The sequence below is a fragment of the Kosmotoga pacifica genome (assembly GCF_001027025.1).
Taxonomy (GTDB): Bacteria; Thermotogota; Thermotogae; order Petrotogales; family Kosmotogaceae; genus Kosmotoga_B; species Kosmotoga_B pacifica.
Genome location: NZ_CP011232.1, coordinates 1,464,845 through 1,479,442 on the forward strand (window position 1 = coordinate 1,464,845; position 14,598 = coordinate 1,479,442).

General features: G+C 44.7%; 19 protein-coding genes. All 19 read left to right on the forward strand.

All coding sequences use genetic code 11. The annotated features are described in order from the left end of the window. Window positions 1-8: 8 nt before the first annotated feature. The 19 genes from IX53_RS06760 to hypD are packed head-to-tail and all read left to right on the forward strand — an operon-like array spanning window position 9 to window position 14,557. The gene (locus IX53_RS06760; protein ID WP_082128510.1) at window positions 9-830 is read left to right on the forward strand and encodes an FAD/NAD(P)-binding protein; all 822 of its coding nucleotides are present in this window, start codon (window positions 9-11) and stop codon (window positions 828-830) included. After that, the gene (locus IX53_RS06765; protein ID WP_047754701.1) at window positions 827-1,327 is read left to right on the forward strand and encodes a 4Fe-4S dicluster domain-containing protein; all 501 of its coding nucleotides are present in this window, start codon (window positions 827-829) and stop codon (window positions 1,325-1,327) included. Before IX53_RS06760 ends, IX53_RS06765 begins: the two co-directional genes overlap by 4 nt. After that, entirely contained in the window at window positions 1,324-2,226 is a 903-nt protein-coding gene (locus tag IX53_RS06770) for a complex I subunit 1 family protein (RefSeq protein WP_047754702.1), read from the forward strand. The genes IX53_RS06765 and IX53_RS06770 overlap by 4 nt, the downstream gene beginning before the upstream one ends. Before the next feature lie 2 nt (window positions 2,227-2,228). Then, window positions 2,229-2,645: an NADH-quinone oxidoreductase subunit B family protein gene (locus IX53_RS06775; protein WP_047754703.1), complete on the forward strand. Its 417-nt coding sequence runs from the start codon at window positions 2,229-2,231 to the stop codon at window positions 2,643-2,645. Further along, a complete protein-coding gene (locus tag IX53_RS06780; RefSeq protein ID WP_047754704.1) occupies window positions 2,645-3,085 on the forward strand; it encodes an NADH-quinone oxidoreductase subunit C in 441 nt (146 codons plus the stop codon). Before IX53_RS06775 ends, IX53_RS06780 begins: the two co-directional genes overlap by 1 nt. Continuing rightward, window positions 3,078-4,286: a hydrogenase large subunit gene (locus IX53_RS06785; protein ID WP_047754705.1), complete on the forward strand. Its 1,209-nt coding sequence runs from the start codon at window positions 3,078-3,080 to the stop codon at window positions 4,284-4,286. The genes IX53_RS06780 and IX53_RS06785 overlap by 8 nt, the downstream gene beginning before the upstream one ends. Beyond that, a complete protein-coding gene (locus tag IX53_RS06790; RefSeq protein ID WP_047754706.1) occupies window positions 4,271-6,064 on the forward strand; it encodes a complex I subunit 5 family protein in 1,794 nt (597 codons plus the stop codon). Before IX53_RS06785 ends, IX53_RS06790 begins: the two co-directional genes overlap by 16 nt. 1 nt (window position 6,065) lies before the next feature. Continuing rightward, window positions 6,066-6,608 (forward strand): hydrogen gas-evolving membrane-bound hydrogenase subunit E, encoded by a 543-nt coding sequence (mbhE, locus tag IX53_RS06795; protein WP_047754707.1) that lies wholly within the window; start codon window positions 6,066-6,068, stop codon window positions 6,606-6,608. Then, complete coding sequence (locus IX53_RS06800) at window positions 6,601-7,065, forward strand: MnhB domain-containing protein (protein WP_047754708.1); 465 nt, start codon at window positions 6,601-6,603, stop codon at window positions 7,063-7,065. The genes mbhE and IX53_RS06800 overlap by 8 nt, the downstream gene beginning before the upstream one ends. Window positions 7,066-7,068: 3 nt before the next feature. After that, window positions 7,069-7,407 (forward strand): sodium:proton antiporter, encoded by a 339-nt coding sequence (locus IX53_RS06805; RefSeq protein ID WP_047754709.1) that lies wholly within the window; start codon window positions 7,069-7,071, stop codon window positions 7,405-7,407. Continuing rightward, window positions 7,404-8,864 (forward strand): complex I subunit 5 family protein, encoded by a 1,461-nt coding sequence (locus IX53_RS06810; RefSeq protein ID WP_047754710.1) that lies wholly within the window; start codon window positions 7,404-7,406, stop codon window positions 8,862-8,864. Before IX53_RS06805 ends, IX53_RS06810 begins: the two co-directional genes overlap by 4 nt. Beyond that, window positions 8,861-9,364, forward strand: coding sequence for a Na+/H+ antiporter subunit E (locus IX53_RS06815; RefSeq protein ID WP_047754711.1), 504 nt, complete (start codon window positions 8,861-8,863; stop codon window positions 9,362-9,364). Before IX53_RS06810 ends, IX53_RS06815 begins: the two co-directional genes overlap by 4 nt. Beyond that, window positions 9,361-9,702: an MrpF/PhaF family protein gene (locus IX53_RS06820; protein WP_245612697.1), complete on the forward strand. Its 342-nt coding sequence runs from the start codon at window positions 9,361-9,363 to the stop codon at window positions 9,700-9,702. Before IX53_RS06815 ends, IX53_RS06820 begins: the two co-directional genes overlap by 4 nt. Beyond that, window positions 9,695-10,054: a monovalent cation/H(+) antiporter subunit G gene (gene mnhG / locus IX53_RS06825; protein WP_047754712.1), complete on the forward strand. Its 360-nt coding sequence runs from the start codon at window positions 9,695-9,697 to the stop codon at window positions 10,052-10,054. Before IX53_RS06820 ends, mnhG begins: the two co-directional genes overlap by 8 nt. Continuing rightward, window positions 10,035-10,643: a 4Fe-4S dicluster domain-containing protein gene (locus tag IX53_RS06830; RefSeq protein ID WP_047754713.1), complete on the forward strand. Its 609-nt coding sequence runs from the start codon at window positions 10,035-10,037 to the stop codon at window positions 10,641-10,643. The genes mnhG and IX53_RS06830 overlap by 20 nt, the downstream gene beginning before the upstream one ends. Before the next feature lie 25 nt (window positions 10,644-10,668). Further along, a complete protein-coding gene (locus tag IX53_RS06835) occupies window positions 10,669-11,118 on the forward strand; it encodes a hydrogenase maturation protease (protein ID WP_169746207.1) in 450 nt (149 codons plus the stop codon). Beyond that, entirely contained in the window at window positions 11,097-13,331 is a 2,235-nt protein-coding gene (gene hypF / locus IX53_RS06840) for a carbamoyltransferase HypF (protein WP_047754715.1), read from the forward strand. The genes IX53_RS06835 and hypF overlap by 22 nt, the downstream gene beginning before the upstream one ends. 1 nt (window position 13,332) lies before the next feature. After that, the gene (locus IX53_RS06845) at window positions 13,333-13,557 is read left to right on the forward strand and encodes a HypC/HybG/HupF family hydrogenase formation chaperone (RefSeq protein ID WP_047754716.1); all 225 of its coding nucleotides are present in this window, start codon (window positions 13,333-13,335) and stop codon (window positions 13,555-13,557) included. Beyond that, window positions 13,547-14,557 carry a hydrogenase formation protein HypD gene (gene hypD / locus IX53_RS06850; RefSeq protein ID WP_053001232.1) on the forward strand — a complete coding sequence of 337 codons (1,011 nt, stop codon included), beginning with the start codon at window positions 13,547-13,549 and terminating at the stop codon, window positions 14,555-14,557. Before IX53_RS06845 ends, hypD begins: the two co-directional genes overlap by 11 nt. The last annotated feature ends 41 nt before the right edge of the window (window positions 14,558-14,598 follow it).

Consider the following 14,598-nt stretch of genomic DNA (forward strand, 5'->3'; position numbering starts at 1 on the left):
TGATGATCATGGTGAACGCATTTCAATCGATCCGTACGAAGCTATTGAAGGTGATCACGGAATCCCCGACAATCAAAACCTTTATCCTCGATTGTGGAGGTGAGTTTGAGTTTAAGACCGGACAATTTGTCGAGGTTGGTTTACCCGGCGTGGGGGAAGGGCCTTTCACACCTTCTTGTTCGCATTACACAAAGAACCCCATTGAGATAACAATCATGAAAGTCGGTTATATGACGAGTAAGATCCATGAAGCCAAAGAAGGAGCGGAAGTAATCTTGAGAGGACCGTATGGTAATGGCTATCCCCTCGAAGACTTTGAAGGGAAACATATTCTCATCGTCGGAGGTGGTGTTGGACTCGCCCCTCTCAGATCTCTGTTCCTTACGCTGGTACATGATCTGAACAAATACAATGGTATTACAGCCTGTTTTGGTGCTAGATCGCCGGAAGACCTGATATATAAAGAACAGTTAAAAGAATGGGCTTCCATCGATGGGGTCGAGTTGCACCTGTCCGTGGACAGGGTTCCCGAAGGACAGAACTGGTCGGGAAATGTAGGAGTCGTGACCACCCTCTTAAAACCATTAAGCATTGACCCTGACAGTACGGTAGCAGCGGTCTGTGGTCCGCCCATCATGATGAAATTCACGTCTCTAACCCTTCTTGAAAAGGGCATCAAGCCTTCAAACCTCTATCTATCAATGGAAAGCAAGATGTATTGCGGCATAGGGCTTTGCAGACATTGTACTATAGAGCATTACTTCGTATGCAAAGACGGTCCGGTTTTCACATATGACCAGTTTGAAAACCCGGAGGCGATCTGGGCATGAAGAGATTGTTGATAGATGTGGACAAACTTCTGTCGAAATCAGCTTCGTCTGTACAATGCGAATATCTATACCATAGTAGTAACAACGGACTCCTCTCACTGGTAGAGATCGCTGAGTTTGCTCTATATTGCCGTCAATGCCCTGACTCCCACTGTGTAAAAGCCTGCCCCCGGGACGCTCTTGAAAGGCAACCGGATGGCACCGTTAAAAGGTATAACCTTCGCTGTGTTGGATGCAAATCATGTGTCCTCGCGTGTCCCTTTGGTACCCTTTTCCCCGAGACAATAAACTTCGTTTCGGACCATTGTGATTACTGTATCGCTCAAAGAACGACTGACCCTGAATATGTCCCTCTCTGTGTGAAAACTTCGAAAGGCGGAGAGGTTTTACTAATAGAGCTCGATGAAGAAAATCCTGCCGGTGGGTTGTTCTTTGTGGGGAAGCATCTGGCCGTCAAAACACACCACTGGAGGTACAAGGAGGGGAAAGTTCTTTGATAGCTGTTTACACTCTTTTATTTCCCGGGCTGGTCTTTTCGCTCTTTTGTGGGATGATAGCGTGGTGGATTGAAAGGAAGCTCAGTGCTCTCTTTCAACACAGAGTAGGTCCACCCTGGTATCAGAACTTCGTGGACTTTTTCAAATTAATGGGTAAAGAAAGTATAGTACCGGAAGACTCTGCAAGCCTCATGTATACAATAGCTCCTATGATCGCTTTCGCTTCTATTGTGAGTTTCGCGACAGTTCTCGGTGGAGCGGTGTTCCTGAAAACAGAAATCGCGGGGGATCTTATTCTGTTACTTTATCTTAGTTCGTTAATCTCTACCGCAATATTCCTTGGAGCTTCTGCCTCGGCAAATGTCTATGCCGCCATAGGCGCTTCCAGAGAACTGAAGATGTTACTATCCGATGAACTCGTGTTCATCATGGTGGTGCTCGTACCTGTGGCGAAATCCGGCTTCTCTTTCAGGCTCGGAGGCTTGTTTGACAATCCAGCTATCGCTTCCTTTTCCGGTATTGTGGCATACATTCTGGGATTGTTGTGTATTCAAGCCAAGCTTGCCCTTCAGCCCTTTGACCTGCCCGAAGCGGAAACAGAAATCGCCGGAGGCGTTGAAATAGAGTATTCAGGGGTATTGCTCGGGATCTGGAAATTGACTAAGGGCATGGAATTCTTCGTGTATCCGTTGTTTTTGAGTGTACTCTTCTTTGGAGTTAAGAAAGGATTCAGTGGTCTGTTATTGAATGTTCTCTTTTATTTTCTGACGCTGATACTACTCATAGTCATGAAAAACGTGAATCCGAGGGTGACCATAGAGAAAATGTTGAATTTCTTTTGGAAGATCTTATCACCACTGGCTTTAATCGTTCTCATAATCGCCCTCTTCGGAGGTTGAATATGGGTATATATAACAGGATATTGAAGAAGTCTTTGTGGGTGTTTCATGTGAGCGCTTCACCCTGCAATAACTGTGATATAGAAATCCTCGATCTGCTGACACCTGGTTATGATCTCGAACGATTCGGGATAAAGCTTGTTGGTTCGATAAGACATGCGGATGTCCTCCTGATAACAGGAATGGGAGGTTGTAAGATCTCCGAAAGAGTCATTCGACTTTACAATCAGGCTCCAAAACCGATTTTTGTCGTCGCAGTGGGAACATGTCCCATCGGAGGAGCAACGTTTAAGGACAGTTACTCGCGATGTGGTCCTCTGGATAAGCTTATTCCGGTGGACCTTTACATACCGGGATGCCCGCCAAAGCCAGAAACCATGATAGAGGGATTATTGAGACTGTTGGGGAGGTTAGACTGATGTCTCCAGAAGACCGTGAACGGGAATTCCTAGATGATCTGAAAGAAAAGATTAAAATCCTTTCTGCTAAAAAGAGGCGGATCTATTTCAGGGTTGAGCCAGAAAATATCGTTGAAGTGGCCGGATACCTTTTCGAAAAAGGATTGAGGCTTTCGACTATTTCAGCGTTAGAAAACTACGAGGGGTTCGAACTTGTTTATCACTTCTCCGATGACGGGACTGGAAAATACTACTGCCCAAAAGTGTTCGTTCCCATAGACGACCCAAAGGTTCCAACGATTGCAAACATAATAGCGGGGGCAAAATGGATCGAACGGGAAATCGGAGAACTTTTCGGCCTGACTTTCGTTAAACACCCTAGTCCGAAACCGCTACTCCTTGAAGACAACCCAGAGATCCCGAAAACTCCCCTTAGAGTGAAGAGGCGAGAACATGAGTGAAGAATTCAATCTACCTGTAGGTCCCTTTCATCCGTTATTGGAAGAAGCGGAGTATTTCAAGATAACACTCGATGGCGAAAAGGTAAGAGACATCGAAATGGAAACCGGATGGATGCACAGAGCGATCGAAAAGCTCTCTGAAAACAACACTTTTGATCAGACGATCTTCCTTGTGGAGAGAATTTGTGGCATTTGTTCCGCTTCGCACCCCTTCGCCTGTGTTAATGCTCTGGAAGATATCGGTGATGTAGAAATTCCTTTAAGGGCAAGATATATCAGATCATTGATCGGTGAACTCGAACGTATTCATAGCCACTTACTTTGGCTGGGACTGGCTGGGCATTTCATTGGATACGATACGCTGTGGATGTGGGCATGGAAATATAGAGAACCCGTTCTTGAGGTCATTGAGCTCATTACCGGGAACCGGAATCACTACGGTGTCTTTCGCGTAGGCGGTGTACGAAAAGATTACGATGTTTCTTTAAATGCCCGGGTTAATGAGGTTATGGACATGCTTGACAAGAAATTGAGCATGATCGCTAAAGCGGCGATGGATGATCCTGTGCTGAAGAGCAGATTATGCGGTGTTGGTATCTTAACAAAGGAAGATGCCATCAAATATTGTGCCACCGGTCCGACAGCTCGGGCTTCAGGTGTCGCCATTGACGTGCGAAAAGACGAGCCTTACGCCGCTTATGACCTGCTGGATTTTGAGATCATCGTTCGTGAGGAAGGTGATGTCTTCGCTAAAACCGTGGTCAGGATACTCGAAATGTTTGAGAGTATAAAGATGGTGAGACAGATCATAGAACGGTTGAAGAAAGTCGGTGGTCCGATCTATGAAAATGTGTCCGAAATCCCTCCCGGCGAGGGTATCGGCAGACATGAAGCACCCAGAGGCGAAGTGTTCCATTATATACGCTCTGATGGTTCTAACCGCCCCGTAAGACATAAGATAAGGGCCCCGAGCTATGTGAATATCCCCACGTACGAAGTTACCTGTCCCGGTCTGAACCTCTCAGATGTAATGATCACGCTGGCATCCGTGGATCCCTGTTATTGCTGTACCGAAAGGTCTGTAAAACTTTTTGACCAGGAAGGTACTGAAATTGCCCAGAATTTGCTCGATCTGTCGCAAAAAAAGACGGATAAACTTATCGATAAGTTGGGAGAGAGCGAGCTATGGAAGCTTTTGTGAACGTTCTTTCGCTGATGATCATCGTACCGCTGATAACGGCTCTTATGAACAGTGGAACCAGCTGGAAAGTAGCCAGGTGGCTGAATATCATAGCCTGCCTTTACCTTCTGACCATCACTGTTATTCTCTGGGAATATCTCCCCATCACTACCGAGTTGACCGGCGGTGGGCTTTTTTCACTAAATGAACTGTCGTACTTTGCTCTACTTTTTGTCAATATTCTTGGCATGGCGTTTTCTATTTACCTCCTGAAATGTAAAACTCTTAAGTTCCATGTGTTTTTCATTATGACAATGAGTTTTGTCAATGGAGCTTTAATGACGTTAAACGCCATTGCTTTTTTAGTGTTCTGGGGGCTTTCAGGTCTCATGCTTTATTTATTTGCAGTTTCTTCAAAAGAAGCTGCGAGCGTCGCAAAAAAAACACTGATTATATCTGGAATATCTGACTCGCTTTTGATATTTGCATTTTTATTGCTGGGTTCTTCGGGTAATGGGCCATTTGGGCTACCAGGTACCTCTGAACCCGGCTCCTGGGAGATCACCGCCTTTTCTTTTATTGCTCTGGCAGCTTTCGCGAAGGCTGGAGCTTTTCCGTTGCACACATGGATTCCGGAATATTGTGAAAAGTCACCCATTGAATCTGTATTTGTTCTTCCGGCTTCCTTGGACAAAATCCTTGGTATATATTTACTCGCAAGGCTCTTTCTGGAATATTACAATCTGCCTGAGGCTTTTAGAGCGGCAATTGCAGGTATAGGGGCTTTCACTATAATCATCGCGGTTATGATGGCTTTGATTCAGCACAACGCCCGCAAGCTTCTTGGTTACCACGCAGTGAGTCAGGTCGGTTATATGGTGCTTGGTATAGCCACCGGAAACCCCATCGGGATTATTGGCGGTCTTCTTCACACCGTAAACCACTCTATTTACAAGTCAGGTTTATTCATGGGTGCAGGAAATGTTGAGGACATGACTGGCTCTGTAGAGCTTTCCGAACTCGGTGGCCTTGCCAGGCGAGCCCCACTCACTTTTTCAGGGATGCTGACCTGTTCATTCTCTATTTCAGGACTACCGCTGACAAACGGCTTTGTCTCTAAATGGCTGGTGTATCAGGGAGTACTCATAGCTCTTTCACAGAGTTTATACGGTTACAGGGTACTTTACACACTCTATCTTATCATGGCGCTGTTTGGCAGTGCCCTGACATTGGCGAGTTTCATGAAATTAAACTTTTCCATATTCCTCGGTAAAGCTACAGAGAGAACTATAAACGCGAAAGAAGCCCCTTTACCAGGCGTTATCGCTTTGCTTATAAATGCTTCACTCTGTTTGCTGGTAGGTATTGGTTGGAAATTCTTTCCACTTCCGTTGATTGAAAGCGCTATTGGTAAGAACTTTGAAAGCTCCGTGGGCTTTCTTTCCACGACCCAGCTTCTTAGTATTGTTATCCTATCCCTTGTGTTCGGTGCATTAATCTACCTTACATTCCGTAAAGTAAGAATAAATTCCGCTTTCATTGGGGGTCAAAAGGACTCCGCAAGGTTCAGAATTTCGGGTACAGGTTTCTTCAACGAGATTCGAAATATGAAACCATTGAAAGCTATTTATGATAACGCCGAGAAAGACTATTTCGACATTTACACACATTTAAAGGCGGGGTTGAAAATCGTGGTGTCACCGCTGAAAAAACTTCACACAGGTGAACTGTCATTTTACAGCGTGTGGGTGACAATAGGCTTTATGGTTCTCCTTCTATTATTTTTGAGGAGTGGTTGATATGCCCGTTGAAGGCTGGTTGTACTTTACAGTTTCTTTCATGATATTTGCCTCGATAGTCGCTCTTGAATTAAAAGATCTGCTCTCTTCCGTAGTGTCAGTTGGTGTAGCCGGTCTGGCATTAGCGGTGGCTTTTATCTTCTTGCAGGCACCTGACCTTGCCCTTGTCCAGTTTGTATATGAAATCGTCTCGGTGATAATTCTGATTCTGTTGTTAAAAGCTACGGGAGAAAGATTGGAGCAAACAAAAGAAAACAAGCTTTCCATGTACTTCAAGGTGTTCTTTTTAGTCCTCATTTTAATCATGGTAGTTCCGCTATTTTCATCTCTGCCGGAATTTGGTAATCCACTCCTTGAAGTTGCAGGAAAATACCTGAAGGATGGTGCAACTGAAACGGGTTCAGCTAATATGGTGACTTCCGTGATTCTCGACTACAGGGTATATGACACCCTCGGGGAGGCAACGGTGATCTTTGTATCCATTCTCGGGGCTGTAACACTTCTTAGCAAGCGAAAGCGGAATGAAGGTGATCCTGATGAATGAAAAGCATTCAGGAATGACTTTAATAGTCAAAACGATTACACGTTTCACGGTCTGGCTAATCCTTCTATATGGTATTTTCTTGATGATTCATGGCCACTTGACGCCCGGCGGTGGATTCGTGGGAGGATTGGTAGTAGCACTGTCATTCATACATATAAAACTGGCATTCGGGAAAGAAAGTCCCATTAAGCTTCCAGGGAAAAGGTTTTTACATGTTCTCGATTCCAGCGGGGCTTTGCTATATCTGGGAATAGGTGTAGCTGCCTTTTTTGCTGGCTTACCTTTTTTGAGCAATTTCCTGCCGAAGGGAAAGCTGTTTGAACTCTTCAGTGCCGGCACAATTCCGATGCTGAATTTTGCTATCATGCTGAAAGTTGGGGCTGCTATTTCCCTCGTTTTTATAGCTCTCAACCTCTTTGAGCGAGAAGAGGACAAAGAAAAATCGGGGGAGGAGTAGTTTATGGGACTGTATCTTCTGTCATTCATTCTTTTTCTTGTCGGGTTGTATGGGGTGCTTGTTAAGCGCAACATCGTGAAAATAATACTGGGTTCTGGAATCATGGGGTATGCGGTGAACCTGTTTCTCATATTGATAGCGTACAGGTCTGCGGGAACGTTTCCTATATTCCTTCCAGGCAGAGAACCGGGACTGATGGTTGATCCGCTCCCACAGGCCCTGGTATTGACATCCATCGTGATCGAGCTTGGCGTTACGGCTTTGCTTGTTGCGCTGGCGGTAAACATTCACAAACATTATGGCACACTCGATGTGCGTAAAGTGAGGAGGCTTAAAGAGTGATTGCTTCCTATTTCATAATAATTCCATTATTATCCGGTTTTATACTAGCCATGAGTGGCAAACGGGACAGGTTTGTCGAACTGGTTGCGTTAATTTCTACTTCGTTGCTATTGTTCCTTTCGGTGCTTTTATTTCCCGTAATAAACGCTTATGGTCCGGTTTTTTACCAGCTTTCTGGCTGGAAAATACCCTATACGATTTCACTTGTGATCGATAATCTGTCCGCTTTTGTACTGTTCGTGATCTCACTGATAGCTTTTTTCAGTACGCTTTACTCAATAGGATATATGAGGCGATTTCAGGCACTCAACAATTATTATGCCCTTCTCATGCTCATGATCGCGGGTTTGAATGGAGTTACAATCACCGGAGACCTTTTTAACCTCTTTGTCTTCATGGAGGTATCCCTTATAGCAACGTATGCCCTTGTTGCCTTTCAGGGTGAACCGGAGCACTACGAAGCTGCCTTCAAATATGCGATACTCGGTTCGATTTCGTCCACATTGATCCTCTTTGGCATTGGTTGCGTTTACAGCATGGTGTCTTCCCTCACTCTAATGCAGATTTCGCTAAAGACTAACGGAATGCCATCCCTTTATCTGGCTTATGGCCTGTTCTTAACGGGCTTTGGGTTGAAAGCGTCTATGTTCCCCTTCCATTCATGGCTACCGGATGCGCATCCTTCAGCGCCATCTCCCGTTTCAGCGATGCTTTCCGGGGTCCTTATTAAAGTGCTTGGGGTTTATTCCATAATCAGGGTCTTTTTCATGGTGTTTCAGGAAAGCAAGGTGGTCCTGGATGTGCTGCTTGTCTTCGGTACGATAACCATGGTGATTGGAGCCATTATGGCCGTTGGGCAGAGGGATATAAAGAGGATGTTGGGCTTCAGCAGCGTCAGTCAGATGGGATACATACTCTTTTCATTGGGACTGGGCACACCACTTGGTATACTCGGTGCCGTGTATCACATGTTGAATCATGCCATACTAAAAGGGACGCTATTCCTCGATGCAGGCGCCATTGAGACAGCGGAGGGAACACGGGATTTCGAAAATATGGCTGGCAGAAGCGGTAAAACGGTTTATGTGTCAACCCTTATGGCTTCTCTGGGGATTTCAGGGGTGCCACCTTTTGGTGGATTCTTCAGCAAACTCATTATAATAATGGCTGCCATATACGCTAGGAAATACTCCTATGCGCTTATAGCTCTCACTGTGAGCGTTATCACCATGGCTTACTATTTGAAGATGCTAAAGAAAACTTTCCCCACAATGAACGCCAGAGCAAAAATTCCTGTTTCCATGAAAATCACGCTTATCATTCTGAGTATTCTCACCATTGCAACAGCGGTTCTTTTCATACCTGCTGTGAGGGATATCACATTGAATAAAGTGGTGGAATGCATAACAGACAGGGCTGTTTACGGGAGTCTGTTCAAGGCAGGTGGCAATCCATGACGATAAGGGCTAGAAGCAGAATAATCGTCTTTGTCCTGAGTTTTCTCATATGGATCTTTATCACCCTCCCTTTTAGTTTCCAGGAGTTCATCTTTGCCCTTGTAGCTGCTTCTGCTGTTGCATTGATAACAGGAGAGATCTTCCTCAAGTCAGGAAAGAGCTTTAACTTAAGAGGCGTGCTCTTCTTTTTGCTCTATCTTGTGATTCTTTTCTGGGAGATGCTCAAGGCGAATTTTCATGTGGCAATGATAGTCATACACCCCGATGTACCGGTGAAACCGGGTTTTGTTAAAGTAAAGACCCAGCTGAAAGAAGATTCTTCCATCACCATACTTTCGAACTCTATTACTCTCACGCCGGGTACCCTTACTGTCGATGTTTTCAAGGAGAAGGGTGAATTGATTGTTCACTGGATTCAGGTAGAAACGACTGATATAGAAGGCTGTACCGAGGCTATTGCCGGTCGTTTTGAACCTATTTTGAGGAGGTTCATGAGGTGAACAGAACGCTGAGATGGTTTATTGGACTTCTGGTTGTTATTGCTTTCATAATCTTTAATTTCATGGTCATCGAAGCGGGATTTCTAGTTAGGCTTATAAATATCCTCCTGTTGTGCACATTAATGATCATTTTCAGGGTCATTTTCGGACCTTCCGCAGCTGACAGAGTGGTAGCAGTGGATATTTTTGGCATTATCATCGTGGGGCTTTTAGCACTGTTCTTTCTGTATACCGGAGCATCGTTCTTCCTTGATATAGCCATGGCCTGGGCACTCCAAAGCTTCATAGTCTCCCTTGCCCTCGCAAAATTTCTGGAAGGGAGGCATCTGGATGATTAGAGAAATAGTTGGTTACGGTTTTATCATATTCGGGATAGCCTTCGATTTCTTCGGTGCTTTGGGTCTTGTAAGATTGCCAGACGTTTACAACAGGCTCCAGGCAGCGACCAAGTGTGTGACCTTTGGTTCTGCCGGTATTCTCTTTGGAGTATTCGTGATGGAAGGTTTTGCTTCCGGTGGACTGAAAGCTTTGATTTGTATGGTCTTTATTCTTCTCACATCGCCTGTCGCTGCGCATGCAATCTCAAGGGCAGCATATCGGAGCGGAGTGATACCGGCGAAAGTGACGGTCGTGGATCTGTATGGGGATGAATTGAGGGGAAGTGAGGACAATGAAAGCACCAAAACTTAGAGAATTGAAAGAGGCCATTCTTAATGTATTTTCAAAAAGGTTTACCACAAAATATCCCTTTGTTACCTATGAAGCACCCGAAGTATTTAGGGGAAAGCCGGTGTACAATGTAGAACTCTGTGTTGGATGTGGAGCTTGCGCACAGGTCTGCCCTGCGAAAGCGATCGAACTCAAAGATTACCTTGAAAAAGGGATTAGAATCCTTACGGTGAGATATACCGATTGTATTTACTGCGGCCAGTGTCAGGAAAAGTGCATCGTGGAAGGAGGAATAGTGCTCACAAACGACTATATCACTGCGAGCCTTGAAAGATCTGATGACACGAACTACAACACTGTGGAGAAGAAACTCGTCAAGTGTGAAAGATGTGGTACTGTTATCGCAACCGTGGATCACCTGAAGTGGCTCGTAAAAAGATTGGGACCCTATACATATGGTCATCCTAATCTCATGTTGATACGACAATCGGAGCTGCGTATAGACTCCCCGAAGATACAACCAAGAGAGATCGTGAGAAGGGAGGACCATTTTGAATTACTCTGCCCGAAATGTCGGCAACTCGTCGTTGTCGAAGATGCTTTCAAATAGAATTTCAACATTCATTTCAACTTTGATGGATAAGAAAGTTCTCTTCGTGGGACTGGGAAACCCTTTGAGAAATGATGATAATGTTGGCATCTTCTTCTTAGAACTTCTCGAAGAGCTGGATCTTCCTTCATGCTGGGAACTAATCAAGTGTTATCGTAATCCGGAAAATTACCTGTGTGAACTGCTCTCTTCGAAATCTAATATTATTGTTTTCATAGATTCCATTCAGGGCACAGACCAAGATATCAGCATACTGAGCGAGGAAGAGATAAAGGACTTCAGTTTTTCAACGCACACTTTTGGGATCTCCACGATCATAAAGTATCTGAAATCCAGCAAAGACGTGAATTTCTTTCTCATCGGCATTAAGCCAGAAAAACTCGAGGTCGGGAGTGGGCTTACGCAAGCGACCAGAAGGCGCGCTATCTTTCTTTTCAGGGAGTTTGAAAGAGCATGCAAAAAAGCTATAGGCTGAGGATCAAGGGAATAGTACAGGGTGTTGGCTTCAGACCCTTCGTCGCAAAACTCGCCGGTAAGCTGAACCTCAACGGGTATATTGAAAACAGAGAAATGGGTGTTGAGATAGTGCTCTTCTGCGCTGAAAAAGAACTGGAAACCTTTCTGCACAGGTTGAAAATTGAAAAACCGGCTCCATCGAAAATCCTTGAATTGAGTTGTGAAGAGATAAAAACGAAAAATGGAGAACCAGATGGATTCATTATAAAGGCGAGTAAAAAGAATGGAGAGATAACTGCATTCATACCACCTGACATTGCCATCTGCAATAATTGCTTGAAAGAGATGTTCAATCCTGAAAATAGAAGGTACCTTTATCCCTTCACCAATTGTAGCCATTGTGGACCAAGGTTCAGTATTATAAAAAAACTGCCTTACGACAGACCTTTAACCACCATGAAAGAATTTTTGATATGTTCACAGTGCGAATCAGAATATACCGATCCTGATGATAGGAGATACCATGCGCAAACAAATTGCTGCCCTGAATGTGGACCACGCTACTGGCTCGAAACCGAAGAAGGAAAGGTTTTTCCCGAAGAAGCTGTAAGCAAGGCTATCGATATTCTTGAAAAAGGTGGAATCCTTGCAGTAAAAGGCATAGGAGGTTTTCATCTAATGTGCGACCCTTACCGGGAGTCCACCGTGCAAAGGTTGAGAAGGCTAAAAGATCGCCCCTTCAAACCCTTTGCCTTGATGGCAAGAGATATTGAAACCGTGAAAGAATTCGCTGAAGTATCTTCTGAGGAGGAAGAACTGCTCGTCGCTCCGTCGCGACCTATCGTACTTCTGAAGAAAAAGAAAGACGTTTTTGAAGCTATTGCTCCCGGGACTGATAGGATAGGTGTTATGCTCCCTTACACAGGCATACACTATTTACTCCTTCGAAGACTCCCTGTCTTAATAGCCACGAGTGGAAACCTTTCCGGCGAGATGCTCTGCGCGGAAAACCGAGAGGCGAAAGAAAAATTATCGCACATAAGCGACGCCTTTCTTTTTCACAACAGAGAAATTTTGAATCGTTGTGATGACTCTGTGGTGAAAGTTGTTGATGGCAAGAAGGTCTTCATAAGGAGATCCCGGGGGTTTGTCCCGGAGATCGTTCCACTTCCGGTGAGCTCCCCTTCAAAACTCTTTTGTGCTGGAGGGGACTTAAAGTCTGTCTTTGGTTATGTGAAGGGAAATGCTTTCTATCCTTCACAGTACCTTGGGGACCTTCAGTTCAAACTGAACCAGGACCAATATCTATTAATGACCGGAAGATTTGAAAAGCTATTCGATTTAAATCCCGATGTCGTGGTGGTAGACATGCATCCGGGATATTTTTCGAGGTGGCTGGGAGAACTCATCGCCGAGCAGAAAGGCGCCAAACTCGTGGAGTGTCAGCACCATGTAGCTCATGTCTATAGTGCTATGGCAGAGCACAGACTGGAGAGCTGTATTGGTGTGGCGTTTGACGGTACAGGCTATGGCACTGACGGCACAATTTGGGGTGGGGAGTTCTTCTTTGTTGAGCGTTCACACTATCACAGAAAAGGTTGGTTCAGGAGAGTTGTAATGCCTGGTGGTGAGAAGGCAGCCAAAAAGCCTGACCTCATGGCCACCGCGTACCTATTCGATGCCGGCATGTCTTTGGCCTTGGAGAAAGAGAAATTAGTACAAGCAGCTTCTATAAAGACATCTTCCGTAGGTAGGTTGTTCGATGCTGTTGCCTCTTTGCTGGAAATATGTCACGAAAACACTTATGAAGGAGAAGCGGCGATGAAACTCGAGGGCGTTGCTTCCCGGGGTGGAGGAAGGGTTTTTTTGCCCTTCGGACTGGTAGATAGTGAAGGAGCATGGGAAGTGGATCTGAGAGAAACCATTAGAGAAATTTTAAGACTCAAGGAAAGAAGAGTTAGTATTGGAGAACTGAGTTATGCTTTCCATCATCTCCTGGCAAGGGTCGTGCTTGAGATATGTAAAAAGCTCAGGGACGAGATAAGCGAGAACAACGTGTGCCTTTCTGGCGGTGTTTTTCAAAACAGCCTTCTCCTTTCAATGTGCAGGAAGATACTCAGTGATTCTGGTTTTTTTGTGTATACGAATGAGCAGGTTTCACCCAACGACGAAGGCATTGCCCTTGGACAGGCCTATTTTTATATGCTCAAAGAGCGAGATTTGAGGTGGTAGTATGTGTCTAGCTGTTCCATTGAGAATACTTGAGGTTAACGGAAATAAAGCACTAGCAGAAAGGTTCGGTGTGAAGCTGGAAATAGACGTAAGGTTCATTGAAGGATTGAAAGTGGGTGATTATGTGCTCGTGCACGCTGGATTTGCTATACAGAAAGTGGATATGGATTCGGCGAGAGAAATAGAAAAAGCCGGAGAGAGGCTGGGGAAATACCTTGGAAAATAAAGTGCACAAGGTTATGGAAGTCTGTGGGACTCACACCCACGCTCTCATGCAATTCGGCCTGAAAGATGTCTATCGCGACAAAATGAGGCTTGTAAGCGGTCCAGGATGCCCGGTATGCGTAACTTCCCAGAGCGATATAGATAGATTGCTTTATCTCTGTGATCAAGGGGTACGGATATACACCTTTGGAGACCTGATGAAAGTGCCTGGAAGTTTTGGGACTCTGAGAGAGAAGAGAGCACTAGGAGCCGATGTGAGGGAAATTTATAATCCCCTTGAAATAATCGAAGATATGAGAAAACAACCTACCACGATAGCTGTTTTCGCGGCTATAGGCTTTGAAACTACTGCTCCGCTTGTTGCCGAGTTGATCGCTGAAATTGAGAAATCCGGTGTGAAAAACCTTTATATCTACAGCTTGTTGAAACGTATACCCCCGGCGATAGAAGCTTTGTTATCAGATCCCGATTGCGAGATAGATGGATTGTTATGTCCCGGGCATGTTGCTACAGTAATAGGTGAGACACCTTTTGTAAAACTTTCAGAAAAATTTGAAAAGCCATTTGTTATAGCTGGTTTCACAGCGGAACAGCTTATCTTTGCCCTTGAGAAGATGTATGAAATGCTCACTAAAGGCATCATAGGTGTTTTCAATGCTTACTATTCCACGGTGAAGAAAGAGGGAAGCCCACTGGCCTTAAAAGCACTTAAAAAATTTTTTGAGACTTCTGATGCTGAATGGCGAGGCCTTAGTGTCATTAAAGATTCGGGTTTTATGTTGAAAAAAGAATACAGTGTTATAAACGCTTTGCAAAAATACCCCCAATTATATAAAATAACTTCAAAAGACAACTGTCCCTGCGGGCAAGTGCTTAAAGGAAAGCTTGAACCAGAAGATTGTAGTTACTTTGGTGTCTCCTGTAACCCTGAAAATCCTCTGGGTCCCTGTATGGTCTCCTCGGAAGGTTCCTGTCATGCCGTCTTTCTATATAGAACATGATATAAGATTTTGTGGAATACACCAGAATATTTAAAAGAACC